This window comes from Paraburkholderia sp. GV068 (assembly GCF_003058125.1).
In the GTDB taxonomy this organism is placed as follows: domain Bacteria; phylum Pseudomonadota; class Gammaproteobacteria; order Burkholderiales; family Burkholderiaceae; genus Paraburkholderia; species Paraburkholderia graminis.
Genome location: NZ_QBUB01000002.1, coordinates 461,717 through 486,573, shown reverse-complemented (window position 1 = coordinate 486,573; position 24,857 = coordinate 461,717). Strand labels below are relative to the sequence as shown.

General features: G+C 61.4%; 27 protein-coding genes and 1 pseudogene. 11 read left to right on the top strand and 17 right to left on the bottom strand.

The window, feature by feature from the left end:
• The first annotated feature begins 315 nt into the window (after positions 1-315).
• From C8K18_RS07135 to C8K18_RS07120, 4 genes are all read left to right on the top strand, one after another.
• The gene (locus C8K18_RS07135) at positions 316-669 is read left to right on the top strand and encodes a YciI family protein (protein ID WP_006047342.1); all 354 of its coding nucleotides are present in this window, start codon (positions 316-318) and stop codon (positions 667-669) included.
• Positions 670-812: 143 nt separating this feature from the next.
• Positions 813-1,226, top strand: coding sequence for a YciI family protein (locus C8K18_RS07130; protein WP_107707074.1), 414 nt, complete (start codon positions 813-815; stop codon positions 1,224-1,226).
• Positions 1,227-1,266: 40 nt separating this feature from the next.
• Entirely contained in the window at positions 1,267-1,674 is a 408-nt protein-coding gene (locus C8K18_RS07125; protein WP_006047340.1) for a VOC family protein, read from the top strand.
• A 4-nt stretch (positions 1,675-1,678) separates the two neighbouring features.
• Positions 1,679-2,953 carry an RNA polymerase sigma factor gene (locus C8K18_RS07120; protein ID WP_107707073.1) on the top strand — a complete coding sequence of 425 codons (1,275 nt, stop codon included), beginning with the start codon at positions 1,679-1,681 and terminating at the stop codon, positions 2,951-2,953.
• 87 nt (positions 2,954-3,040) lie between these two features.
• Here C8K18_RS07120 and C8K18_RS07115 read toward each other — a convergent pair whose 3' ends face one another.
• From C8K18_RS07115 to C8K18_RS07105, 3 genes are all read right to left on the bottom strand, one after another.
• Entirely contained in the window at positions 3,041-3,658 is a 618-nt protein-coding gene (locus C8K18_RS07115; protein ID WP_006047338.1) for a LysE family translocator, read from the bottom strand.
• 12 nt (positions 3,659-3,670) lie between these two features.
• Positions 3,671-4,249, bottom strand: coding sequence for a DUF4337 domain-containing protein (locus tag C8K18_RS07110; RefSeq protein WP_006047337.1), 579 nt, complete (start codon positions 4,247-4,249; stop codon positions 3,671-3,673).
• Between the two features lie 128 nt (positions 4,250-4,377).
• Positions 4,378-5,322, bottom strand: a complete 945-nt coding sequence (locus C8K18_RS07105) for an AEC family transporter (RefSeq protein WP_107707072.1) — start codon at positions 5,320-5,322, stop codon at positions 4,378-4,380.
• Positions 5,323-5,459: 137 nt separating this feature from the next.
• Between C8K18_RS07105 and C8K18_RS07100 the strand changes: the two genes are divergently transcribed.
• Together C8K18_RS07100 and C8K18_RS07095 are read left to right on the top strand one after the other, a co-directional pair.
• On the top strand, positions 5,460-6,326 hold the full coding sequence (locus C8K18_RS07100; RefSeq protein WP_107707150.1) for a LysR family transcriptional regulator: 867 nt from the start codon (positions 5,460-5,462) through the stop codon (positions 6,324-6,326).
• A 135-nt stretch (positions 6,327-6,461) separates the two neighbouring features.
• Positions 6,462-7,001 carry a GNAT family N-acetyltransferase gene (locus tag C8K18_RS07095; RefSeq protein ID WP_107707071.1) on the top strand — a complete coding sequence of 180 codons (540 nt, stop codon included), beginning with the start codon at positions 6,462-6,464 and terminating at the stop codon, positions 6,999-7,001.
• 61 nt (positions 7,002-7,062) lie between these two features.
• On the opposite strand, the gene C8K18_RS07090 is transcribed toward C8K18_RS07095, so the two are convergent.
• On the bottom strand, positions 7,063-7,791 hold the full coding sequence (locus tag C8K18_RS07090) for a GNAT family N-acetyltransferase (RefSeq protein ID WP_107707070.1): 729 nt from the start codon (positions 7,789-7,791) through the stop codon (positions 7,063-7,065).
• A gap of 116 nt (positions 7,792-7,907) precedes the next feature.
• Here C8K18_RS07090 and C8K18_RS07085 point away from each other — a divergent pair, with 116 nt between their 5' ends.
• The 3 genes from C8K18_RS07085 to C8K18_RS07075 all read left to right on the top strand — a co-directional run bounded on the left by C8K18_RS07085 (position 7,908) and on the right by C8K18_RS07075 (position 10,690).
• Positions 7,908-9,422 carry a PLP-dependent aminotransferase family protein gene (locus C8K18_RS07085; RefSeq protein WP_107707069.1) on the top strand — a complete coding sequence of 505 codons (1,515 nt, stop codon included), beginning with the start codon at positions 7,908-7,910 and terminating at the stop codon, positions 9,420-9,422.
• Positions 9,423-9,621: 199 nt separating this feature from the next.
• Positions 9,622-10,023, top strand: coding sequence for a hypothetical protein (locus C8K18_RS07080; protein ID WP_107707068.1), 402 nt, complete (start codon positions 9,622-9,624; stop codon positions 10,021-10,023).
• A 67-nt stretch (positions 10,024-10,090) separates the two neighbouring features.
• Positions 10,091-10,690 (top strand): flavin reductase family protein, encoded by a 600-nt coding sequence (locus C8K18_RS07075; protein WP_029967167.1) that lies wholly within the window; start codon positions 10,091-10,093, stop codon positions 10,688-10,690.
• Here the strand turns inward: C8K18_RS07075 and C8K18_RS07070 are convergent.
• The 5 genes from C8K18_RS07070 to C8K18_RS07050 all read right to left on the bottom strand — a co-directional run bounded on the left by C8K18_RS07070 (position 10,597) and on the right by C8K18_RS07050 (position 13,322).
• Positions 10,597-11,124 carry a GNAT family N-acetyltransferase gene (locus C8K18_RS07070; protein ID WP_029967164.1) on the bottom strand — a complete coding sequence of 176 codons (528 nt, stop codon included), beginning with the start codon at positions 11,122-11,124 and terminating at the stop codon, positions 10,597-10,599. The genes C8K18_RS07075 and C8K18_RS07070 overlap by 94 nt on opposite strands.
• A 109-nt stretch (positions 11,125-11,233) precedes the next feature.
• Positions 11,234-11,605, bottom strand: a complete 372-nt coding sequence (locus tag C8K18_RS34115) for a DUF6984 family protein (protein ID WP_108506359.1) — start codon at positions 11,603-11,605, stop codon at positions 11,234-11,236.
• A gap of 133 nt (positions 11,606-11,738) precedes the next feature.
• On the bottom strand, positions 11,739-11,957 hold the full coding sequence (locus C8K18_RS34110) for a retron Se72 family effector protein (RefSeq protein WP_107707066.1): 219 nt from the start codon (positions 11,955-11,957) through the stop codon (positions 11,739-11,741).
• Positions 11,941-13,128: a reverse transcriptase family protein gene (locus C8K18_RS07055; RefSeq protein ID WP_132384544.1), complete on the bottom strand. Its 1,188-nt coding sequence runs from the start codon at positions 13,126-13,128 to the stop codon at positions 11,941-11,943. Before C8K18_RS07055 ends, C8K18_RS34110 begins: the two co-directional genes overlap by 17 nt.
• Positions 13,129-13,133: 5 nt before the next feature.
• A complete protein-coding gene (locus C8K18_RS07050; protein ID WP_107707064.1) occupies positions 13,134-13,322 on the bottom strand; it encodes a hypothetical protein in 189 nt (62 codons plus the stop codon).
• Positions 13,323-14,097: 775 nt separating this feature from the next.
• Here C8K18_RS07050 and C8K18_RS07045 point away from each other — a divergent pair.
• Both C8K18_RS07045 and C8K18_RS07040 read left to right on the top strand, forming a co-directional pair.
• A complete protein-coding gene (locus C8K18_RS07045) occupies positions 14,098-14,424 on the top strand; it encodes a hypothetical protein (protein ID WP_107707063.1) in 327 nt (108 codons plus the stop codon).
• A 478-nt stretch (positions 14,425-14,902) separates the two neighbouring features.
• On the top strand, positions 14,903-15,379 hold the full coding sequence (locus tag C8K18_RS07040; protein ID WP_107707062.1) for a hypothetical protein: 477 nt from the start codon (positions 14,903-14,905) through the stop codon (positions 15,377-15,379).
• 93 nt (positions 15,380-15,472) lie between these two features.
• On the opposite strand, the pseudogene C8K18_RS07035 reads toward C8K18_RS07040, so the two are convergent.
• The 8 genes and pseudogenes from C8K18_RS07035 to C8K18_RS07000 all read right to left on the bottom strand — a co-directional run.
• Positions 15,473-15,640: pseudogene (locus C8K18_RS07035) on the bottom strand (GyrI-like domain-containing protein); the annotation flags it as partial.
• A 100-nt stretch (positions 15,641-15,740) separates the two neighbouring features.
• On the bottom strand, positions 15,741-16,280 hold the full coding sequence (locus C8K18_RS07030; protein WP_258196073.1) for a flagellar biosynthesis sigma factor: 540 nt from the start codon (positions 16,278-16,280) through the stop codon (positions 15,741-15,743).
• 83 nt (positions 16,281-16,363) lie between these two features.
• Positions 16,364-16,762, bottom strand: coding sequence for a DUF2515 family protein (locus C8K18_RS34105; protein WP_375135805.1), 399 nt, complete (start codon positions 16,760-16,762; stop codon positions 16,364-16,366).
• A 17-nt stretch (positions 16,763-16,779) separates the two neighbouring features.
• Positions 16,780-17,613, bottom strand: coding sequence for an AraC family transcriptional regulator (locus tag C8K18_RS07025; RefSeq protein ID WP_107707060.1), 834 nt, complete (start codon positions 17,611-17,613; stop codon positions 16,780-16,782).
• 190 nt (positions 17,614-17,803) lie between these two features.
• A complete protein-coding gene (locus tag C8K18_RS07015) occupies positions 17,804-19,315 on the bottom strand; it encodes a DHA2 family efflux MFS transporter permease subunit (protein ID WP_107707058.1) in 1,512 nt (503 codons plus the stop codon).
• A gap of 358 nt (positions 19,316-19,673) precedes the next feature.
• Complete coding sequence (locus C8K18_RS07010; protein WP_114157815.1) at positions 19,674-20,687, bottom strand: PoNi-like cognate immunity protein; 1,014 nt, start codon at positions 20,685-20,687, stop codon at positions 19,674-19,676.
• 19 nt (positions 20,688-20,706) lie between these two features.
• Positions 20,707-22,119: a hypothetical protein gene (locus C8K18_RS07005; RefSeq protein ID WP_107707057.1), complete on the bottom strand. Its 1,413-nt coding sequence runs from the start codon at positions 22,117-22,119 to the stop codon at positions 20,707-20,709.
• Positions 22,116-24,644, bottom strand: a complete 2,529-nt coding sequence (locus tag C8K18_RS07000) for a type VI secretion system Vgr family protein (RefSeq protein WP_107707056.1) — start codon at positions 24,642-24,644, stop codon at positions 22,116-22,118. The genes C8K18_RS07005 and C8K18_RS07000 overlap by 4 nt, the downstream gene beginning before the upstream one ends.
• Positions 24,645-24,857 lie beyond the last annotated feature (213 nt).

The window sequence follows — 24,857 nt, the reverse complement described above, 5'->3', positions numbered from 1 at the left end:
TAATCGTTTAGCTACGTCACATCGAAGTACCTAATTTTCTTCCGACTGCCGTTCATTTCGCCGCAGACGTTAGCGCGTTCGCAACCGCTTCAAATCGGCGCAATGCCACGCGCACAGCGAAAGTCAATTCGCCTGCCGTCCATCTATTACGAGTCTTCGTAAAACTCAACGGCCGACGGCCGATTACCCACCAAGGCAGGTTTACCGGAACGATCCGCGCTTGTTAGACTGGCTTTCCGCGCTCGCATGAGCGCGTCCATTTGTGTCATACGACTGCCGGGCTGACGGTCCGCAGCGTCATTCATTGGAGACGCCATGTCTTATATGCTGCTGATCGTCGAACCCCCCGAACAACGCGCGCAACGCGGCGAGGCCAAGGGCCGCGAAGTCTACGACGAGATGGTGCGCTTCGGCGCGGATCTCAAGGAGCGCGGCAAACTGCTGGCGGCCGAAGCGCTCACATCCTCCAGCGACGCCGTGCGCGTGCAGGTGCGCGGCGGCCAGCCGAAACTGGTCGACGGACCGTTCGCCGAAGCGAAGGAAATGATCGGCGGCTTCTACCTGCTCAATTGCGAATCGCGCGAAGAAGCCGTGGCGATTGCGCAAGCCTGCCCGGCGGCGACATGGTGCACCGTCGAGGTACGCAAGCTCGGCCCGTGCTTCATGTAAGCGAGCGACGGCTTTTGACTCGGGGTTTTCCCCAGGCGACGCATCATAGCTGTCGAATCGTTCGTGCATTGCTCGTCGTGTGAGTAAGAGCGGCCAAGGCGCCGCACGCTCTCTACAACATCACGACAAAAGGAGTAACCGCGATGCGATTCATGATCCTGGTGAAGGCAACCGCCGCAAGCGAAGCCGGCGAAATGCCCGAAGCGTCCCTCATGGCCGCGATGGGCGCGTATCACGAAGAACTCGCGAAGGCCGGCGTGCTGCTCGACGCCACCGGCTTGCAGCCGACTTCGAAAGGGTGGCGCATTCGCTACAGCGGCGGCCAGCGTTCGGTGATCGACGGTCCGTTTGCCGATACCAAAGAAGTGATTGCCGGCTACACGCTGATCCAGGTGCGTTCGCGCGAGGAAGCGATGGAATGGGCGCGGCGTTTTCCCGCGCCGTTCGGCGAAAACGCCGATGGCGAAATCGAAGTGCGGCAACTCTTCGAACTCGAGGACTTCGAGCCGAGCCCGGAGCTCGACCGTTTCCGCGAACTTGAAGCGGGCCGCCGCTAAATTGCCGCTGAGCGCCGCGAACCGATTATTGGATTCCATCATGCACAAGCAAATTTTCGTGAACCTCGCCGTCGGTAATCTCGAACGGTCAAAGGCATTTTTCAGCGCGCTCGGTTTCGGCTTCGATCCGCAATTCACCAACGATCAGGCCGCATGTTTGATCCTCGGTGAAAACCTTTACGCGATGCTGCTCGTGAAAGACCTCTTCAAGTCGTTCACGCGCAAATCGCTTTGTGATCCGAAGGAAAGTACGGAAACACTCGTCGGCCTGTCGTGCGAAAGCCGGGGCGAAGTCGACGCGCTGGTCGCCAAAGCAGTCGAAGCGGGCGGCAGCGTGCCGCGCGCGCCGCAGGACTACGGCTTCATGTACGGCCACGGATTTGAGGACATCGACGGACATATCTGGGAGCTGATCTACATGGACCCGAACGCCAAGGCGGCGGGCTGAGCCTGTGACGAAACTGGCCACTCATCGTGCCATCGAGGCCGTCTGGCGGATCGAGTCCGCCAAGGTCATCGCCCACGTCGCGCGGATGGTGCGCGACGTCGGGCTCGCCGAAGAACTGGCGCAGGACGCGCTCGTGTCCGCGCTCGAACATTGGCCGGACGCGGGCGTGCCCGACAATCCCGGAGCGTGGCTGATGGCGACTGCAAAAAATCGCGCGCTCGACCGCTTGCGGCAGGAAGCGCTGCACGCGCGCAAGCGCCAGGAACTGGGCCACGACATGGACGCGCTCGAGGCGCATCTGGTGCCCGATTTCGTCGATGCGCTGGATGCGGCGCGTGCCGACGACATCGGCGACGACTTGCTGCGGCTCGTGTTCACCGCGTGTCATCCGGTGTTGTCGACGGACGCGCGCGTCGCACTCACGCTGCGCCTGCTCGGCGGTCTGACGACGGATGAAATCGCGCGCGCGTTTCTCGTGCCCGAGCCGACCATCGCGCAGCGGATCGTGCGGGCGAAGCGCACGCTGTCGGCGGCGAAAGTGCCGTTCGAGGTGCCGCAGGCCGACGCGCGCGCGCCGAGGCTCGCGTCGGTGCTGCAAGTGATCTATCTGATTTTCAACGAAGGTTATTCGGCCACGGCCGGCGACGACTGGATGCGCCCGGCGCTCAGCGAAGAAGCGCTGCGGCTCGGGCGCGTGCTGAGCGGTCTCGTGCCCGATGAAAGCGAAGTGCATGGCCTTGTGGCGCTCATGGAGATTCAGGCCTCACGCACGCATGCGCGGACCGATGCGCAGGGCCGCCCGGTTCTGTTGCTGGACCAGGATCGCAGCCGTTGGGACCCGCTGCTGATTCGTCGCGGATTGGCTGCGCTCAACACGGCGCACGCGCTTGGCGGCGCGAGCGGGCCGTATGCGCTGCAAGCCGCGCTGGCCGCGTGTCACGCACGCGCGCATCGCGCGGAAGAAACCGACTGGGCGCAGATCGTCGCGCTATATGACGCGCTTGCGCAGGTGGCGCCTTCGCCGGTCGTCGAATTGAATCGCGCGGTCGCGGTCGGCATGGCGTTCGGGCCGGCGGCCGGGCTCGATATAGTCGATGCACTTGCCGCCGATGCCACGCTCGCGAACTATCACTGGCTGCCGAGTGTGCGCGGCGATCTGCTCGCGAAACTCGGCCGCCTGGACGAAGCGCGCGCGGAGTTCGAACGCGCCGCGGCGATGACGCGCAATTTGCGAGAGCGTGAGTTGCTGCTGGAGCGCGCCCGCTCGGCGATGCAGTAGGGCACCGTAGTTTGTGCGCATAAACTGGGGTGGACGCGGCGCGGCGTCATGCGGCGACATCCGCGAACATACGCCCCCACCAACCCCCTACCGTATCAACTGCCGCACACCCAACGCGATAATCACGCCGCCGCACACGCGATCGACCCACGCCTTGCTGCGCCGATATGCCGATGCAATTCGCGCATGCGACAACGTCAGCGCGACAAAGCCATACCAGCTGCTTGCCACGACGAACACCATGCCGAGCATCGCGAGGAACGTGCCGACGCTCTCGTGCGGCGGCGCCGCCGACGAAAACACCGCGGCAAAAAACGCGACCGACTTCGGATTGGCGATATTGGTCGCGAAGCCTTGCGCGAACGCCTGACGAAGGCTGCCGCCAGGCGCTTGCGCGATCTCTTGCGAGTTGCCCGCCGAGGCTTTGAAGATCAGCCGTCCGCCGAACCAGATCAGATAAGCCGCGCCGGCTATCTTCACGGCAAACGCCAGCCACGGAAACGCCGCAAACACTATACCGACGCCGAGAATCGCGCAGCTTGCCCAGAACAGATTGACGAGGACGATGCCCGCCACGACCGCGAGCGCTTCGGTGCGCGTGGTCGAGGCTGCCTTATGCGCGACGGCCACGAAGTTCGGTCCTGGAATCACGACGCCGGCCACATACACGGATAACACGCCGAGAACGGCTGAACTATCGATCACGCGAAGCTCCCGTCAAGCCGAGAAAAATGCGAGCGCGCCAGTGGCGACACCCACAGCCGCGACCACGAAAGACAGATTGCGCAGCCACTTCTTGCGTGTCAGCAACGTGATTGCGCACAGCGCGATGGCCACCTGAATCAGCGTAGTAGCTTGCGCCCAGCGATGGTGACCGTGCAGCAGCACTTCGCTCTTCGCATTGTTATCGAGGACTTCTTTTTCGATCTCTTCGGCTTTGGCGCGGATCGGTTCTTTCTGCTGCTTATATTTGTCGACGTCCGCGAGAAACTTTGCGTGTTCGTCCGACTGACCCGCGGACAGCGCCGCGCCCAACTCCGCGAGGTTCTGCTTTTCGCCCTTCGCCTGATAGTAATTCCATTGATTCGATGCTTCCGTCTTTTTGATCGCGGCTTCGTTCTTGTAGTACAGCGCGAGGTTTTCGCTGTTGCCGCTTTGATAGGCGCACAGCGCGCCGATCGTCGCGAGCACTGCCGTGATCACGGCCATGCGGCTCCCGAAAGAGTCCGCGTCGTGGTGACCGGCGTGCTGCACCGCATGGTCGTGCGGACCATGCACTTCATACTCTTCAGGCATCAGATTCTCCGAGGCAAACTGTCTTGTCGCGCCGGGCGTCGCGCGGGCCCGGCGGCCTCAATCTTAGCGTGTGATGCGGCGTGGCTGGAAAAGCGCGCGTTTTGCGGTATGGGTGCGCGCGTTTGGATTCAGGCGCGATGACCCATCCATAGCAACAGCAGCGAGAGCGTCACGACGGAGCCTACCGTCGACAACAGAATGGTGCGCGATGTGATGTGCGCCTCGCGTTCATAGAACTCGGCCAGCATGAACGGGCCGGTGCCGGTGGGCAGCGCGGCGAGCACGACCGCCATTTCGACGAGCGCGGGCGAGAGGCGAAAGACGCGCGCCGCGAGCCACCATGTCAGCGCCGGTTGCACGATCAGCTTGACGAGTGTGAGCAGCCACGCAATGCCGCGCGTGCCCGATTCGGACGGACGCTTTTCCGCGAGAAACAAGCCGAGGCTCACCAGCGCGCACGGACTGGCCGCGCCGCTCAACAGCTTGAGGAAGGTCTCCGCGCTCGGCGGCAACGGCACATGAAGACTGGCGAAGAGCGCGCCGGCAATCGGCGACACGATCAGCGGATTGCGCGCCAGCGAGCCCAGCACTTTCAGGCCGAGTTTGTGCGGCGTGCGCTCCGTCTGCAAGCCGACTTCGATCAGCACGATGGCGCCCGCAAACAGTACGCACGCGACCAGGATCGTCGCGATGGTGGTGGGCGTGAGGCTCGCCTGGCCGAACGCGATCATGCCGAGCGGAAAGCCGATATAGCCCGTGTTCGGATACGAGGCGGCGATTGCATCGACACTCGCGTCCGCGAGATGCCGTCCGTTCAGCAGGCGCATCACGAGTATCAGCGCGAAGATGCCCGCGCATGCAACGGAAAACGTGACGACGAACGCCGGCTGATACAACTGCTCCCACGTGGCGCGCGCCATCGTGTCGAAGAGGAGCGCCGGCAACGCCAGCCAGACCACGAAGCGATTCAGTTCCGATGCCGAGTTGGGCCCGAGCACGCCGCGACGGCGGCACGCAAAGCCCGCGAATATGAGGCCGAAGACCGGAAACAGAATCTCGAGAGTGGCTAACATCGGTGTGGAACGCGCGGGCAATAAACGCGGATAAAAGGGCGAGCCGTCAGCGTAGTGATTTGCGTTGATACAATCAAATACCGTTTTTTGCCTTCAACGATACCTTTTATGCATCGTTGGAAAAGGGGGATACCAACGTGATCGACATCAAGCCGCTGCGCTATTTTGTGATGCTTGCCGAGACGCGCCATTTTGGGCGTGCGGCGGCGCGCCTGAACTTGTCGCAGCCTCCGTTGAGCCGGCAACTGGCGGCGCTGGAAGCGAGCCTCGGCGTGACGCTCATTGAGCGCAGCCCGCGCAGCGTCACGCTGACCGCCGCGGGCGAGCGCTTCTACGCGGATGCGAAGGCGATCCTCGCGTCGGTCGAGCAGGCGGTGAGCAATGCGCAGGCAGCGGCGTCGGGCGAAGCGGGCAAGCTCGCCATCGGCTTCACGATGTGCGCGGCCTATAACGTGGTGCCCGGTTATGCGCGTGCATTCGGCGCCGCGTATCCCGAGGTCGCTTTGAGTCTGCGCGAGGTCGTCTCGAACGATCTCGCCGCGCAGGTGGTGGCCGGGCACATCGACGCGGCCATCATGTTTCCGCATGTGCCCGGCAAGGGACTCGTGACGCGCACGATTCTGCGCGAGCCGTTGTGCGTGGCGCTATCGCGTGGTCATCCGCGAGCCCGCGCGCGGCGGCTCAGGATCGCGCAACTGGCCGGCGAACCGTTCGTGCTGGCATCCGAGGAAGTGGCGCCCACGTTGCGCGCGACGATCCTCGAGCATTGCCGCTCGGGCGGCTTCGAGCCCGACATCCGCTTCGAAGTGCAATTGCAGCAGACGGTGCTGAGTCTCGTCGATGAAGGCGTGGGTGTCGCACTCGTGCCGGCTTCAATGCGCAAGGCGCAGCTTGCGGGCGTGGTGTTCAAGCCGCTCGTGGATGCGCCTTTGGTCGAGCAGGTGCTGGCGTGGTCGCCGGCGAATCGTAATCCTTGTTTGGGGCGGTTTTTGGAGTTGGCGTGAGCCGCGGGCGGCAACTAACCGCCGCGATAATTTGGCGACGCGAGGAATCTGCGATGATGCGAGCGCAACGTCTTTGAGCGTCAACGTTCAACTTCTCAATCTTCAAGCTCACTCGCCGACCCGCCGCTCCCTCAAATGCCCACGCCTCCTTCCACCCTCACCACCCCCCACCTCACCCTCCGCCCACACACGCGCGACGACTTCCTCGACAGCTTCTCTATGTGGTCCGATCCCGAGGTCGTCCGGTACATCGGCGGCAAGCCTTTTACGCGTGAAGAAGTGTGGGCGCGTCTGCTGCGCTATGCTGGTCACTGGGCGCTGCTCGATTACGGCTATTGGGTAGTCCGTGAAACGGACACCGGGCGCTTTGTCGGCGAGGTTGGTTTCGCCGATTTTCAGCGCGAGATCGAGCCGTCATTGGCGGGCACGCCGGAAATGGGCTGGGCTTTGAGTCCGGCCATGCACGGCAAAGGCTACGCGACGCAAGCCGTGCGCGCCGCGTTGGAATGGGCCGATAAAAAATGGCCGGGCGCTGCGACGGCATGCATCGTCGCGCCGGAGAATGAAGCGTCGCTGCGAGTCGCGCACAAGGCCGGCTATCGCGAGCAGCTTCGCACCGCGTATAAAGGTCAGCCGACCATCATGTTCAAGCGCGAGCCAGGCGCGGCGATGTAAAAGCAAAGCCGGCGCGAAAGCCGGCTCAAAAATTCATCGTTCGAACTGATATCAGCGGGACTCAATCAGACGCCGCTCTTCCCCGCGCAATCAAATCCGCCAGCCTTTCCACTTGCCCGCCTTCGGCATCGAAATTGGCATCACTCAGCCAACGCGTATAACTCGGCCGCAACACCGGCCATTCGCTGTCGATAATCGAAAACCACGCCGTATCGCGATTGCGCTGACGATAAACAATCGCCTGACGGAAGATGCCTTCGAACGTGAAGCCATAACGCAGCGCCGCGGCGCGCGACGGTCCGTTCAACGAATCGCACTTCCATTCGAAGCGCCGATAGCCGAGCTCATCGAACACATATTGCATCAGCAGAAACATGGCCTCGGTTGCGATGCGCGTTCGCTTCAGACGCGGCGAATAAACGACGTGTCCCACTTCGATCACGCCGTTGGCCGGGTCGATGCGCATCAGCGCGAACGTGCCGACCGCCTTTCCGCTCGCGCTGTCGATCACCGCGTAGTGCAGCGGATCGGCCGATTCGGCGAGCCGCGCCAAATGCTCGCGATACGCCCCTGCACTCTCGAACGGACCGACGCCGAGATAGGTCCAGTCGCGGCCATCGGCCGCCGAATCGTAGGCGTCGAACAGATCCGCCGCATGGGCGTCGACGTCGACCGGTTCGATCCGGCAATAGCGGCCCGCCAACTGCGCGCGCCCTGGCGGCTTCGCGCCGCGCCACTCCGGCAGCGGCGCGCCGATCGGCTGGTCGAAGGCGTTACGTTGCGGTTCCATGTGTGCACTCCTCGCGTCGTGGTTGTCGTTGATCGTGGAAATCATGGAAGAACGATACGGCAATCGTGGTATGTTAAAAAGATCCAGCTCAATCGAATTCGATAGGTCCAGCCGCCATGATCGAGATTATTGGTCCGCTTGCTCATACGGCCGCGAACCGTGGCAACAGCGACCGCAGCGCCACTGGCAACCCCGCCGGGAAAACCGCGCCGCTGCAAAAGCAGCTAATCGAGCGCCTGCAGCAGGCCATTCTCGGCGGACGCCTGCCGGCCGGATCGCTGCTGCCGTCGTCGCGGCTATTGGCGGCGGAAATGGGCGTGTCGCGCAACACCGTCGTCATCGCGTATGAGCACCTGGCGGCGGTCGGCTATGTGGTCGCCGACAAAAAGGGCACGCGCGTGACCGCGCTCTCGAGCCGCGCGGCGCGCGCGGAGCCGCCCGCGCGACCCGCCGCGCCGAAAGTGGCCTACGCGGCCCGCGTCGGCGAATTCAAGGCGACGCGCACCTACATGGATGGCGCGTTGCCGCTGACGCCCGGCACGCCCGCTTTGGACCGCTTTCCGCTGGCCGCCTGGCGGCGCGCACTCGAACGTTCGATGGAGCGCGCGTTGCCGCTCGCGCTCGGCTACGGCACGCCGGCCGGCGAGCCGGCACTGCGCGACGCGATTGCCGCGCATTTGCGGATGGCGCGCGGCGTGCGCTGCGAGGGCTCGCAGGTGATCATCACCGAGGGCGCGCAGGAGGCGCTGAACCTGTGCGTGCGGCTGTTCAGCAATCCCGGCGACGTCGCGTGGATCGAGGACCCCGGCTATCGCGGCGCGAAGGCCGCGTTCAGACAGGGCGACGTGCGCGTCCAGCCGATTCCCGTCGACGAAGAAGGCATGTGCGTGCCGCCCGGCGCGTGGGCCGCGCATCCGCCGAAGCTGATCTACACGTCGCCCGCGCATCAGTATCCGACGGGCGCGGTGTTGTCCGTGGCGCGGCGGCTCGAGCTGATTGCCGAGGCGCGCCGCTGCGGCGCGTGGGTGATCGAGGACGATTACGACGGCGAATTCCGCTACTCCGGGGAGCCGATCGCGAGCATGCAGGGGCTCGTGGACGACGCGCCGGTTCTCTACGTCGGCTCGTTCAGCAAGACGATGTTTCCGGCGCTGCGCATCGGCTTCGTGGTGTTGCCGCCCGCCATCGCCGTGCATGCCGAAGTCGCGCTGTACGAGATGCTGCGCGGCGGGCATCGGCTGGAGCAACTCGCGCTCGCGCATTTCATGGAAGGCGGCGAATTCGGGCGGCACCTTGGACGCATGCGGCGGCTTTATCGCGAGCGGCAGCAGGCATTGCGCGAAGCGCTTACGGAGCACTTCGCCGCATCTGAAATTCTCGGCGGCGACTGCGGGATGCATTTGACGCTGCGCTTGCCGGCCGGCATCGACGACGACACGCTGACCGAACGCGCGTTCGCCAAAGGCCTCGCGCCGCGGCCGCTGTCCAGCTTCGCGCTGGAGCAGCGAGCGGGCACCAACGGCCTTGTGATCGGCTACGGCAACACCGCCGCGGAGCAGCTCACGCCGGCCGTCCGCGTGCTCGCGGAACTGGCTGCGGGCATCGAAAAACCGCGTCGGCGTCGCGCATAAGTTTTTGGGTTTGTCCGCGCGGCCCATGTCGCGCTATCGTGTCGTTTATGCGCGGCGACACCGGACAGGCGATGTCGACCGATCGCCCGCATCATGTTCCGCGCGCCGTCTGGTGCGCGTCGCCGGATGGTTGTGCAGTCCGGGCATGAAGCTTCCCTTTGGTGTGTTTTCTATGACGATTTATCCGAGTGGAGATGACATGAAGGAAATCGAACCGACCCCGTGGTTTGAACTGGCCGCTCACTCGCCCGCGCGCGACGGCTGGTACGAGGTGCAATTGACGAGCGGGGACACGGCCTTTGCGAAATTCGGCGAGGGCGAGTGGACCGACAAGCCGGACGACGCGTTCACGCACTGGCGCGGGCTGTCCGCCGATCCATCGCAGGCGGCTGACGGCAAGGCGCAGGGCGACGCCGAGGCGACCGCCGACGGCGCCGAAGCCGCACCCGCAGCCGAGGCCAAAGGCGCCGATGAACCCATCGACGCCGAGGCCACTGCGGCAAACGGCGTGCGAGCCGCATGGAACGCGTTTTTCCCCGGCCTCGGGGAAGAGCAGCATAAGCCGGTGGACGCCGTTCCCAACGGCAAAGCGCCGCATTGACGCATGAAGGGCGGCGGCTTGCTGGCTGCCGCCCTGACAAAACCAGACCTTCGGGCAAAAACCAAGTATGCAAGCTACCCGGGAACCCGTGGCATTGCCGCGGGCCACGCAGTTACTCAATCATGGACCTGTGACGATCATCACCAGCGCGCATGGCGGGCGCTCGAACGTGATGGCGGCTTCGTGGGCCATGCCGCTCGACTTCGACCCGCCGAAGGTGATCGTGGTGGTGGACAGCCGCACGCTCACGCGTCAATTGATCGAAGCGAGCGGCGTGTTCGGGCTGCAATTGCCGAGCCGCAAGTTCGCCGCACAGACGCTGGCCGTGGGCACGAACGCGGGGCTCGAAGTCGACAAGTTCTCAGCCTTTGAGCTCGGAACTTTCGCCGCCGAAAAAATCGATGTGCCGATGCTGGCCGGTTGCATCGCGTGGATGGAGTGCAAGGTGATTCCCGACGACAGCCAGCGTCACGATCTGATTATCGGCGAAGTGGTGGCGGCGTACGCGGACAGCCGCGTCTACTCGAACAACCGCTGGCATTTCGGCGACGACCCCGAGCTTCGCACCTGCCATTACGTCGCGGGCGGGACGTTTTTTGCCACGGGCGAAGCGTTCGACGTGTCGCCTGCGGCAAATGCCTTGAGCGCTTCGCCGGCGAGCCGGTAGCGAACCCATTCGCTTTGCGCGCTCGCGCCGATGGATTCATAGAAACCGATGGCGGGCGCATTCCAGTCGAGCACGCTCCATTCGAAGCGGCCGCAGCCGGTCTCGCATGCGATGGCCGCGAGGTGGCGCAGCATCAGTTTGCCCGCGCCGCTGCCGCGCGCTTTCGGCGACACGTACAGGTCTTCGAGATACAGGCCTTTTTTGCCGAGCCACGTGGAGTAAGAAAAGAAGTAGACGCAAAAGCCGATGGGCTCGCCGTTCATTTCGCAGATGAGCGCGGTTGCTGTCGATGCGTCGGAGAACAGGCTTGCTTCGATGTCTGCGACGGTGGCGACGACTTCATGCTCGGCCTTTTCGTACACCGCGAGTTCGGTGATGAAGTGGAGGATGAGCGGGGCGTCGGAGGTGGTGGCGGGGCGGAGGTGGGTGGTCAAGGGGGTGGGTTGTTGCGTTTGGGTGTTGGGCCTTAAAGTTTAGCCAGGATGTGCGGGCACAGTCGGGCGCGACGAAGGTGCAATCTGCACCTTCGTCGAAGGCTGGCATCTATTTTTTGACTGGTGACGGCTTTTCGACTATCTGCAATGTGGCCCAATTCGGGCCTTGCAGTTGCCCATCCGCCCAACGGATTAACTCGAGTTGCAATAGCCGATTCGCTGGGTCCGCAAACAGCAACACGCTGACCGGTTCACCATCCGCATCCGCCAGCCTTCCCTCGAATGGGAAAGTGTGTTGGCCAATACGATGAGATCGCTCGTAGCCGTCAATGTGGAACAGGATCAGGGATCCGTCCTCTAGTTCCGGCTCCGCGTGAGCGCTAGCCAGGTCGGAGAGAAGCTTGTCGCTTTCCTCAGGTGCAAGCCGAGATGCAATAAGCCGAATAAACGTCCTTTCGTTTTCAGTCAGTTCACGAAGCATCACTTCACCACGAAAATTGTGCCCGCACATCATTCATGGCGCGTGGAGCACAGCGCGCCCCTGTGTGCTTGCGTCTCGGTCGCAGCAAACCTTCGTGCGAGGCTCACCGCGATGGGCTCTGTGAGAGTTTGCCCTATCCAACTCTCCGAATCGCTTCAGCGCGTGGCCCTTTTTCCCCCTCCACGACGCGGAAGGCGACTTTGGCACCTTCGATGATATCTGACTCCTCACGCACGTCCCGGAAGAGAAAAAATATATCCTTTCCTTTTTCTCTCGTGATGAATCCGTAGCCTTTAAAGGCGTAATAGGCCTTTACTGTACCGTACGAGAGCTCTTCAGATGGGTTCGTCATATAAAGTAGCATCAGCGCGTTTGGTCGGGCGACACGTCGCCATGCTCTTCCTTAGTTGTACCGCCAACTTCGGGTCAGTCCGGGCAACTATGTTGAGACGTTGCATGGTCTTATTAAAATTCAAAATGAACGAATATTTATTTCTGTCTTTCGCGGAAGCACGAGAAAGCAGGGCTACAATTTTCTTTGTCTTTGAAATTTCGTGAATATCGAACTGAGGAAGTATCGCTGCGACCGACTTCCTAAGTCTTTCCGCCTCGCTATGGCCTAGGTAGCTAAGCATCGCAACCCGCCCCGAAACACTTGCGTGGGCCCTATCATACTCACGGTTGGTAAGCGATTGATTTGCGAGGACCTGACAGCGGTGCACATCGACACGTATCTTGCGTCGCTCTGTAGGCTTGACCCGTGGCGCTCCGCGATTGATCCAAAGCCCGGTCACCTCCATCAATTCCTTTGGGTTTGACTTGGAGCAGACGCGAGTTTTCTGATGCTTCAGCTTCATCCCCTTGTCCCGAAGCATGCTAGACACCTTATCTATCAGTTTCGCTATTTTTTCCTTCGACAGAGCCGTCTTCGAAGAGATGCAAATATCGTCCAGCAACCGAGTGTAAGTCAGCTTTGCAGTAGCGCAATATTGCGCTAAGTGATACTCGACGTCATGCAGAATCAAGTTTGCTAAATGAGAGCTAGTGCAGGCGCCTTGCGGTACTGAATTATTATAGGTGGTCAACTTTGCCAACAGTTCGGAGACGGCCGGATCAAACTGGAGGAAATGTTGATAAATGCGTTTGACGCGATCAAAAGTTATCGACGGGTAAAAGTCCTTAACGTCGAGCGAGATGAGAACATGACTTCCAGCGTGAACGCGGGCATTCCGAACGTAATCTTTTCCCTCGACGCCGCCGAACAGGTAGTCCGGATACTGAACATGTGCAAAGATCTCGCGATTGATCCGTTTCTGCAATGTTTTCAGGTGCAAGCTCGGAATCAAGATAGAGCGCGGCTTCCCGCTTTTCTTCGGAATCTCGTAGGGTGTGTAGTGCTGCTCCAACGTGGCAGCGGTGTGCTTCAGCACAACGTCTGAAACGCGCAGAGCGGCTCCCAAGCTAGCCACGGAACCAATCTTCTTTTTTTTATAGAACGGACGCATTGGTAAAAGGGTAAGCACCTACTCTACGTGAGATGATGCAGCTTATCCCACGGTAAAGATTGAAGCAGCACTAGCAACTTTAGAATGTTGTTAGTGATGCCGAGCCAGCGGTTAGCGCTGTCTAAGAAGTTGACTCGCCCACGCTCATCAACGCCTGCTTCCTGAGCGACACGAATGTCGCTGATCGTCTTAGTTGGTTTATGCTCGCGCATAATTCATTCTCCTTTTGGGTTACGCCGTAACCGAAGTCACGACAGCTCATCCCCAATCGGAGAAACGGAAAATAAAAACTCACCCCTGGCTCAGGTGCCTACACACTTAGCTCATCAACCGTAGGTGCATCCAGCCTGCGCGTCCGCCCTCGTCGCCGCTTACGCGGCACGCCCGGCGCGCCGACGGACATCCCGGTCATGTCCTGAGTCGAAATTGCGAATCAGAACGTCTCATGTGAGACCCAGATTTTTCCGTTCAAATCAAAACGACTATCCAGAAGCCGACAGCCTAGGCAGTACGCCTAGTGCCCTTACTTTAGTCGCACGATTCGGAAAAAACAACTTCCAATCAGCATAATCTGCAAAATTTTCTGATGCGGTACCTGCTTCGTCGGTTTCGTACGCGTGTGGAAAATTCACCGATATGCCGACGGGGCCTTCGCGCCTTTCCTGCGCTTGCCGGATGTCCGATCGAAGATCGCGTGTCTCCGAAAATTGGATTGGTCGCAGGCTTGCGTACACAGGGCCACCGCATTTTTATCCTCGCGTCCGCCTCGTAGGTGGCGAACGATGATGTAGAGCGGTTCCAGCTGCAACGCGCGCGCTCTTGCACGCAACCCGCGCGATGCGTCTAGTAGTGCTAGAAAAAGTTCTGCGTCTTATAAAGCTGCTCTCCACCATACTCAAGTTTCCCTCTTAGATGCCGATATTCCCGACTTAAGCCGCCAACTTGAGCGGCTTAGAAACACCTGTCCAAATTCAACGAGGAACAAAAATGAGTATTGCAAGCGACGACGCAGTTCGGGGATCCAGTGGGCTAATGTCACTCGGCAAGGCGTTCGCCTTTTACGTTGGAACTGTGTTTGCGTTGATCGCTGGTGCACTGATCGCCGGCGCAACGAAGGCACCCGTCGTCTACTTTGTAGTTTATTTCGCCTGCGGTATCTTCTTGAACCGCACGGTGTTACGGAATTTGATCACGTTTCACCCGGTCTATAACACGCTGCAAAACGTCTTCTCGACCAAAGTTCGCGCGCTGATCTTCTGGCCGATTTCCTACCTCGTCCTCATTGGCAAGATCGCTGTAGTTCGCGCCATTTAATCTGGCCAACCCTGCGCGTCTTCCGTTGCCTGCTCGACAGGTGCTGGAGACGCTACTTTTTGTGAACCCGAGCGTCAACACGATCACAGACGCCCGAGCAAAATCTCCGATGCCGCTATTCAGGCCCCGTTCTTTCCGACGACCGGGCCCGCCTTCCTACCCGTCCTATCCCCTTCGGCTAAATCAACAAACATCAGCCGCGGGACTTGCAGCAACGTCAATCGCGTCCCTTATAATCGTCCAGTCGTCGGGAGACACCCGCGACCAGGTTTGACAGCCTGATTGTTACGTCCGCACCCCGCTCACGCGGGAGTGCGTCTGCTGCTGCGCGTCTATATTCAATGGGCGGGCTGTGGTGGGGGAGCCGCAAGGCTCGCCGGCTTGACGTAACACCGGTCTGTCAACCCTGCCATATGCCCGCTCACCCACGCTAAACCGAGTGCCCGGGCGACCCACCGAAACACAGGGAGATCGCACCATGACCAAAAAGTCACTCAAGCCTCAACCCACGACGCCCACCCGTCCCCCCGTCGACGCCCTCCAGTACGAAAAGCTCGCCCTCTCAGCGTTCGATCTCTGCGACCGGAGCCTGACACAATTGGACACACTGATCACACTCGCGTCGTCGATACATAGGAATCCTGCGCTCACGCGCGACGACCGTCAGCGTCGGCAGAAGCTCATCGAATTGCTGGTGGACACGGCAGAGCAATATCAGCAGGAACTCGAATGCGACCGCGAGCTCTTCCAGGTCATCGCGTTGGATGCAAAGGGCGTCCCGCACAGCCGGATCACCGCGCGCCATGCGGCGAATCTGCTGGCGGAGGCAGCGCAGAAAGGCGGCGCGTCGCAGGAGGCTGCGGCAAACGGAAAACGCGGCAAAACGTCGTCTGCGAAAAACGCCGCTGCATTGGGAGTGGACTCGACGCCGCAGCCGCCCGCCGCGCCTCACTGAGTCGCAAAGACAAAGGCAAAAGCAAACGGCAAAGACCACGGCGGGCAGCATAAAAATGCCCGCCGACCGCGCCCATCCACAATCCAACGCGGATCACGCCTTCAAAGGCAACCAGATCTCCAACCCGCCCATCCCGCTAACCGGATCGAACTTCTCGTCATAGCGCTCGAAGTTGGGCGCATCGGCGGCAAGGTGTCCCGATGCCGGCAGCCACGTGTTCCAGATCGTGTTCCACGTGCGCCGTATCGTCGACACTTCATCTGGCGAACGGCTTCGAGTAACTCCGCGCCTATATCGCGCGCCGCGTCGCCTTTTATCAAGTTCCTGCTTTTTTGTCGGTTTGCCGGCGCGTTGTCGATGGTCAGCTCGGGTTGTCGTCTAGCCAAGGCCTGGCGACATCGACAGTAATCAGAAAACGTTCGTCGTTCGGTTGGTCGTCACTGCGGAAGCACCGGACATTCACGCTGATCTGGTACTTGTCGCCGGCTTGCCAATACCCTGTAGGCGCTGCGCATTCGCGTATTCTGGCCAGAACAGTGGGACTGTTGGTGATCGGCGGGTGGTCTGTAACGAGAGTCTCGTGCCATCCGCCGCGCCTAAGCTGCGCCTGTAAATTTGTGACGACCATCATCGTTTGGTCGAGTGGCAGCGTTTCGATTTGAGGTGACATCGTTACACCGCTGATCCTGCCGTGTTCGTCATAGCTGACCATCATGAACTTTGCTGCGGGTGTTGAGAACCCAAACTGAGGATCGACAAAGCGCAGCCTTGCAGGGCGATCAATTACTCCCGCCCAGTTTGCGCCGGGTTCGACCGCAGTCAGAGTCGAACGGGATTGCTTGCGTACCTGCTCATACGGTTCGCCCATAGTCAGAACGACTTCGTCGGCGGGTTTCATCATCGTGTAGATCCCCCATACGACAGCGCAACCAATCAATGCGAACGCGAGGTATGCGGGCCATCTGATAGCGTTAGACGGCATGATTACCTCGGGTGCGCGATGAGAAAAATGGAGTTCTCGACCATATGTTTCTCTATTGGGTCGTGCAACAGATCGTTAAACCGGTTGGCCGCGCGCAGTACGAACGCCATTCGCTGTCCAGGGTCGGCAAGGTTGGCGAGTGGTTGTCTGCTGAACATTTCGATTTTCGCGTTTGCTCCTGTCGTCGTGCACTCGTTCGCAAGCGTCAACTGTATCTCGCGTGCGGAGCCGGTTGGAATGTTCAACGCCCATTGAGATATTGCCGCTATCGATTGCGGCAAACCCCTGCGTGATTGCGGATCGCGGCTCTCCGAAAGGCACACTGTTGTCGATCGGCCAGACGACGGACCCGCGCCACTGTACGGCGGGCAGTATAAAAAATCCCCGCCAAACGCACCCATCCACAAACCAACCCAGATCACGCCTTCAAAGGCAACCAGATCTCCAACCCGCCCATCCCGCTAACCGGATCGAACTTCTCGTCGTAGCGCTCGAAGTTGGGCGCATCGGCGGGAAGGTGTCCCGATGCCGGCAGCCACGTGTTCCAGATCGTGTTCCACGTGCGCCGTATCGTCGACACATGCTCGCGATGGCTGAACACCGCATAGCGCTGCGCGGCAATCCGCAAGCGGCTGAATTCGGCGGGCAAGGCCGAGAAATCGCTGACTTCGACGCCGCACAGGTAGTCGATGTTGCCGGCATCGTCCGCGTTGTAGCAGACGCCATACGCGACGTTGCCCACCTGGCCCGGCACTTTGCCGAAGTACTCGTTAAAGCGCTGCCACTGCGATGGAATCGCGGCGGCGCTCTCGCACGTATAGCGCTCGCTCAGACCCGCGACGAGAAACGGCCTGCCGTCTTCAAAGCGCGGCGGCTCCAGATGCGTGAGAAGAGTTTCGTCCATTTTGATCGGCTCCACGATGACAAGATTGTCGAGATGACCACGCGCGCGCAGCGCTTCGGGCGTGAGCCCGAATTGCTCGCGAAACGCGCGCGTGAATGCTTCGTGAGAGCCGTAACCGGCGTCGATGGCAACCGTCAGTATGTCCGGCGCGCCGTCCGCGAGCCGACGCGCAGCCTCACTCAAGCGACGCCCGCGCACGTAGCGCATGACGGGCACGCCCGTCGCCGCTTCGAAAGCACGCGCGAGGTGAAAGCGCGACACGCATCCACAGTGGGCGATGTCGTCGAGCGTGAGTTCTTCGGCAAAGTGGCTTTCGATAAACCACAGCGCTTTTCCAACCGGATTCATAGCGGCTCTCATGTCAGCATGAAGCCAGCATAGCCAGGCGCAACCGCGTGCGTTTGATCGCGCTTGCGGTTTTGCAATTCATGCACGCGATGCAAGCGGCGCGAGCGTTGTGACCACTGCGACCAGCGTGAGCGCGACAGCCAGGCCACGCTTAGCAACCAGCGCGCCGCATGCCGTGCATCACGTCCGATCAAACGTTCTCCGTCGCCGCCGTATTCCCCGCCGAACGCGGACGTTCGGCGGCGGCCACGCCATGTCCATCACCCGCATCCGCATGAGCAGCAGCATCCGCAGCGCCCGGCCGTCCCGCGCGCAGCATCACACCGCCGATCACGCCCGCCGCCGCCGCGAAGATCGCGCCGAACGCAAACGCCACGTGATAGCCGCTGTTGAGCGCGGCGAGCGCGTTTTGCGTCGACAGCATCTCGCCGCTGCGCGCGGCCGCGAGACTCGCGAGCACCGCGAGGCCGAGTGCGCCGCCCATCATGAACGACGTATTGACGATGCCCGACGCGAGCCCGGAATCGGCCGGATCGACGTCGCTCATCGCTGCGAGCAACATGGGATTGAACGCGATGCCCGCGCCGAAGCCGAGCAGCATCATGCCGGGCAACACGTCGACGATGAAGCTGCCGCCCACCGGCGCGCGCGCGAACAGCGCAAGACCGCACGCGGCAACCAGCAGACCCACCGCGAGCGGAATCCGCAGACCGAAGCGCATCACGACGCGCGCCGACAGTCCCAGCGAAAAGAATCCCATGATGAGGTTCGCCGGCAAAAACGCGAGCCCGACTTGCAGCGGCCGATACCCGAGCACGCGCTGCAAATACAGTGCGGAAATGAAGAACCACGCGAACATCGCCGCGGCCCACAGCACGCCGACGACATTCGCGGTCGCGACGTTACGCAAGCGGAACAGGCCGAGCGGCATCAACGGATGCTGCACGCGCGACTCGATGATCAGGAACGCGGCGAGCAACGCAAGCGCGACGAGCAGCAAGCCGAGCGTTTGCGCCGACGTCCAGCCGGCTTCGTTGCCGTTGACCACGGCATAGACGGCGAGCATCAACGAAACGGTGACCGACACGGCGCCGGCCACGTCGAGCCGTTCGCCATGCGCGTGACCGCGCGCGGACGGCAGCAGCGCGACGCACAGCGCGTACACGGCGATGCCGATAGGCAGATTGACGAGGAAGATCCAGTGCCAGCTCAGCAGGTTTGTCAGCAATCCGCCGAGCAGCACGCCGATGCTGCCGCCGCCCGCGCAGACGAAGCCATAGACGCCCATCGCTTTCGCGCGCTCGCCGGGCTCTGTGAACAGATTCATGATGAGCGACAGCGACACGGCCGACACGATAGCGCCGCCCAGGCCCTGCACGGCGCGCGCGCAGATCAGCAGTATCTGCGAATTGGCGAGTCCGCACGCGAGCGATGCCACGGTGAAGAGCGTAATGCCGCCGAGAAACAATCTGCGATGACCGTACAGATCGCCGAGCCGTCCACCGAGCAGCAGACAGCCGCCGAACGTCAGCATGTACGCGTTGACGACCCACACGAGCGATGTTTCCGTGAAGCCGAGATCCGCGGCGATAGAAGGCAATGCGACGTTCACGATGGTCGTATCGAGCACGATCATCAGCACACCGAGGCACAGCACCATGAGCGCGAGCCAGCGTTTATTGCCGTGGATGGAATGGGTCATGCGAGGGCTCCTGTGCCGCGATCGTTTGAAATTGCCGGTGGCTTCGAGCAAACGTGGGCTGTTTCAATGCGATGCCGGACGGGCCCGCCGCCCGGCGCGATGTTGATCAACCGGATGTTGATCAAGCTAGTGGCAAGTTGTTGAGGGCGAGGGGTTTTTCAGTCTAGCACTCGCGAGTTTTGCGTCACAACTACGAATTCCTGGGCGGGTGGGGCGTACGTCGACGGCCTCGGCACGGTCTGCACGGATCAGAACCCAGACTGGCGGTGAACAGAAGAATGGCGACGTCTTTCGATGTTCGCACGTTCGCACGTTCGCACGTTCGCACGTTCGCTCGGCGTCAGGCGTCAGGCGTACTTCATTCGATGCGAGTGGGCCCGCCGTCTTCGCGCGACATCACGATCCATGTCACTGGCCCTTCGCGACGGTCGCGACCGATGCCCTCGGGGAACACATCGCCTTCCCTGAACATGTGCTCCTGGAGGAACGCTCCCGGCGATTCCAGCACGCCCCAGCGGCCCGTGTGCGGGCAGCGCTCGCCGGTCCTGCGTGAGATGTGCGGCTTCTGGACTTCGCCCCGCGGAGCCGTCGCCTGCTCGCGCGCGAAGTCCACCAGGTCCTTCGGATAGAAGCGCATGTCGCGATAGCTGCTGTCGTCAATGTTCCATAGCAGCGTCACTAGCCCGGCTTCGAAGGCCCAATAGCCGAAGAAACCAGCGTCAAGACGCTTATGGCGGTCGTACCAGTAGCAGTCCTTCATCCCGCCGTACCAGTGCTTCAGATAGTCGGCCGTTGCCTTTTGCTGTGCCTCGCCGTGCGTCTCCGTCGCGCGCAGCAGATCGGCGTAGGGCTTTTCGTGAACCAGCGATTCGCCGGGCAGTGAGATACCAAACTGTCCAAACAGACGACTTACCAGCGCGTCCTGACCGTCGTCGGCATCAGTGCTAATCCACGTCGCAATGGTCGGCACCCACTCCTTCAGTCCGAGCAGTACCGCCAGCGACAGCAGCCACATCACGTACTGGTAGGCGTCCCGCTCCCAGAGTTTCAGCCGTCCATACTTGGGATATGCGAGATAGTGGGTCTTGAATGCGTCAAAGCAACGGCGGGCATCAGATTTAAGTGACCCCACAGGCTCGCCCGCTGAGTAGCGCAAAAATACGATCTTCAGCGCGTCATCAGACCGACTCCAAGACAGTCTGCCCTTATGCTCAGGGGACCTGTCTGGCGACGCCAGTATTTGGTCGATTTCAGGATCGGTTAAACCGGCCTCATGGAACGCAAGCGTTGCGCGATAGTAGCTTTCGGGCAGCAGGGATTCACGCCTAGTTTTGTCGAATAGTTGGTCCATCACGATACCTTTGCTCTGCATTTGGTTCACGTTGCGCCGCTCAGTTTAACGGCACTTTGACAGGATTACCGGCAGCATCCAGCAACGCATTGCCGTATGGGTCGAGCTTCGTGATATCAACTACTCGCCCGTTTTCATCCACCACGATCAGCCAACTTTCGTAGTCGGCCTTCAGTATTGTGCGCGCCTTGGTCTGACCGCTAACGGCATCGGCCAACCGACTATCAATCCAAGGTCCGCTCATCTGTTTGCCCGACCCCTTGGTCATGGGCAACTGGCTCGGGCTGAAGTTTCCTCCGGTCCTGAACTTCGTCTCTGTAATCACGTATGGCGGTGGCGGCTCATTGTTCCTATACACGCCGTCGATACCCCGGCCCGTCGGCTTCTCTTCCAGCAGGCGCATCTGCCGGTCCGCTGACAGTTCCGACGTGAACTTCCGCGCCTTCATCCAATCGTCGCTGACCTGCTCGCCAAAGATACCCTTCCGCGCGCTACTCATCTTTGCGACATCGTCGCGATGCACGTTACTGCTTTCCGTCTGAGCTTCCTGCGGCTTCGGCGATTCACCGCCGTGCGCCGCACCGCCCGCTGCCTCCGCGCCATCGCGCAGCATCGGCAACAGTTTCGCTGGCCCGCCTATGCCCGGGCTCACGCGCACCTTCGGCGGCGTCACCACCTCGGGCTTCGGAGCCGGGACGCCCGCATAGGCCGGATGATACGTCGGCGGCAACGTGTCCTTCAGCAGCTTCTGCAACGCCTCGTCCAGTTTCGCCAGCGCCTGCGGAACCTGCTTCACTGCGTGGGTCTGTACCGCATAGAAGCGCTTCTCCATGCGCTCGAGTTCGGCTAACGCTGCCTGCGCCCGCCCGATGTATTCGATCCGGCTTAGAAGTCCTTTCGCATACCTGATTTTCTCCAGCACCCACCGGAAAAACCTGTCGAGGTTTTTTACCAGCGGGTCGCCATAGTCGGCGAAGTGAATCTTATCAAGCAGCCTGACGATGTTGCCCTTCGTGAAGCGTGCCAAAAAGCCAACCACCCTTTCGAGCACCAGACCGCTCCGTTCGATCAGCAGCAGACATACCGTGCGGATCACGGCGGCGGCTTCGTCGCCAACCATTGCTCCCGCAAGCCCACCCACCGCCGCACAGATCGCCGGGCCAAACACGCCCAGCGCCGATGCAACCAGGATCACCCACTCCTGCCACTCCGGATGGGCGGCGTTCTCAACGTCAGTCGATGTGCCTTCATACCGTCTGCCGAGCCGCAGGCTCACCGCCGCGAGATCGCGCGCACTCGTCACGACCACAGCGCCGGGGACCATGATCGCCGCCAGCATGTCGGCCACGATCACGCTCGTGGGTCTGTCTTCCGCGAATTCCCCATAGGCAAGCGACCTGAGCCAGTTCAGGGTGCTCACGGCATCGTCCCACACGTCGCCGAGCGTACTCATGCCTTGCTCCCGGCCGACGGCACCAGTTCGCGCAGGTCCTCATCTGCGGCGACGCTGTGAATGGTGCCATGGTGATTCGGGTCGTCCAGATACCTGACCTTCGCATCGGTGCCAGCGGGCACGCCACTCAGGCGCATGTAGCCGTCGGCGTCAAGCATGCCCCGCTGCGAGCGGCCATTGATCCAGGCCACATAGCTGCATCCCGCGACCGGCAAGCCGTCGGGGTAGACATGCCGGAACTCGAGATCTGTGGCGACGGGCGCTGCACGCGGTATGGACGGCATGGGCGTATTCATCGACGCCTTGCCCTGTTTCTGCACAGTGATGGTCTTGAAGAACAGGTCGAACGGACCGCCGAGCGTAATGCTGCCGTCCTTCAACTGGATGAACGCGCCGCCGCATTCCAGAATGATTTCCTTGGCCGCTGCAAGATTGATCTTGCCGTTGACGCTGGCAACGTTCAGGTCTCTGTCGGCGATGAACGACATCGGGCCGTCCTGCGCGTGGATTTCGACCGCACCTTTGGCCGCAAAAATCTTGATGCCCAGCTTCTGCGCGAATAGCGAAAGCTTCTCGCCCGCAGCGACCGTGAAGCGCTTCAGCACACTCCAGTCGGCACTCTTTCCGGCGACAGCCGAGATACTGTCCTGCGCCGAAAGCTGCACGCCGCCACCCGCGACAATGCCCGCCGATGCAGGCGTGCTCATCAGCAGCGCCGGCTGCTTCAGGCCGTCGAAATCCGCCTTCATCTGCTGCTGCGCATCGGTGTCGGCAGGCTCGGCCTTTGCACCGCTGGCCGAACTGGCCAGCGCCTTTGCCAGTTCCAGCGCGCTCTCAAGCTGCGCGATGGTTTCCTGCATGTCGAGCTGCTGACCGGTTGCAGCAGGGCGGTCATATGCGCTCAGATGCAGTCCCTTGCCCGCGCGATTCACCCCGTAGCCCGATGTCCTCAGCTCATAGCCTTCGCCCCTTTGCTCGAGCTTGCTGTTGACGAGGTAGCCGAGATTCAGTTGCGACTTGCCCGAGTGGTCCGTGCTGACCTTGATGCCTTCCTGGCCCGCCCAGTCCTCCATGCGAAGCTTGTTGTTCGCCTGCGTGCGGATCACGTTGCGCGAGAGCCAGCGCCGGTCGTTTGTGACGAGGTCGCGCGCCTGGCTGTGATGGTGGAACGCGATGACTTCGGGCTTGTCCGGGTCGCCGTCCCGGCAGGAAATGACGGCCTCGTCGTTGTCCAGCGCGACGAAGTGCATGCCGGTTTGACCCTTGCCCGCGAACGGTTTAGCCAGCCGCAGCGGTACGCTCTCGCCACCGTTGGGCCACGTTTCGAAATCGGAATCGAAGCGCACCGTGTAGTGCCCGCTTGCGGTGATGTACGCGTATTTGTATTTGTCCGGGCTCGTGACGCGCGCTGAAAGCGTGCCGGTCACTTTGGCCCACGTCTGCGGCTCGAGCTTCAGCCGGAAACGCCGGTCCGCCGGAATCGCCCGGTAGCTGTTCGTATAGGAGGCATCGCGCGCGCCGCTATGCGTGACTTCGACAATGACCTGGCCTTTCGGTGCATCGGGCAAAACAAGATCCGTTTCCAGCACGCGCCCCGGCTGCAACGCCAGAATATTGCTTTGCCCTTCATAGACAATCTGCCAGGCGATGGCGGCTTCGTGGCGTAGCTGCGCCTCCCATTTCGCGCCCGCCTGGTCAAGATGGTGGGTGCCGTAGATGTAGGGCTGGCCGTAAGTGGTTGGGTCCTGCGGTGCGACGTTCGCTTCATCGCGAAAGCGTTCCCAGGCCTGCTCCGGGTTGTAGTCCGCGACCATGAACGACTGCGGCACCGTGACGGTGTGTGTCCTGAGCGACGTCACCGCTTCCACGCCACCCGCTTCGAGGCCGGCCGCTTCGCGGTACGGCACGATCAGCCGCGGGTCGTAGATATAGTGATCGACGTCATCCGCGAATACGATCTCGTCGCCGTATTGCGTCTCCACAATGAAGCAGTAAATTCCGGCCTTCTCTGCGAGCATGTGGACATAGGCAAGGTCGCTCATCTGGTGCTGCATGCGAAACAGATGCTTGCGGTATTGCCCGCGCAACCTGAATGAAAACTGGTGCTCCCTCAGCCCATGACCGCACAGAACCGCCGCGATAATGTCGGGCGTGCTCGCGTGCTGGAAGATTTTTCTGCGGGTCACTGCCTCGAGTCGCGCGAAGTGCGATCTGAGCACGACCTGGTACTTCACGTAGTCACGGGTAGTCTGGATCGTGGAGAAGCGCGCGATGAATCCCGAGAACTTACGTGTAGCGCCATCGTCGGGCACGATGGAAAACGTGGCGTCGACGTTCAGATAGTCGGCGCGTGCAAGCTGCTGCGGGTGGGTCAACTCGATGCGCACCTCGGTGGGTGCGCCCATCTTTTCGGTTGCCGTGAACGAGACGACCGAGAGCGCCGCTGCGCTCTCCGTGCCGGGCACGTCGAGAAAGTACGCCTGACGTCCGGTTATGGCACGCAGCGCGTCTTGCAGGTCTGCCATGGACCTGGCCTCCTTGTTGATTTGTCGGAGACGCGGCTCGATAGGTCAGGACTGCAAAGGTCAGGCTGGCCGCGATCTGGAGCTATTTCAGCTCTTCACGCGTTTTACGCTGTGGGGTGATTCGGTCCAATCAGACGTCTCTGAAAAACCGTTATCTGTGGTCAAACGACAAAGGGCGACCGAAGTCGCCCTTTGTCGCCAGAAAACTGCTGG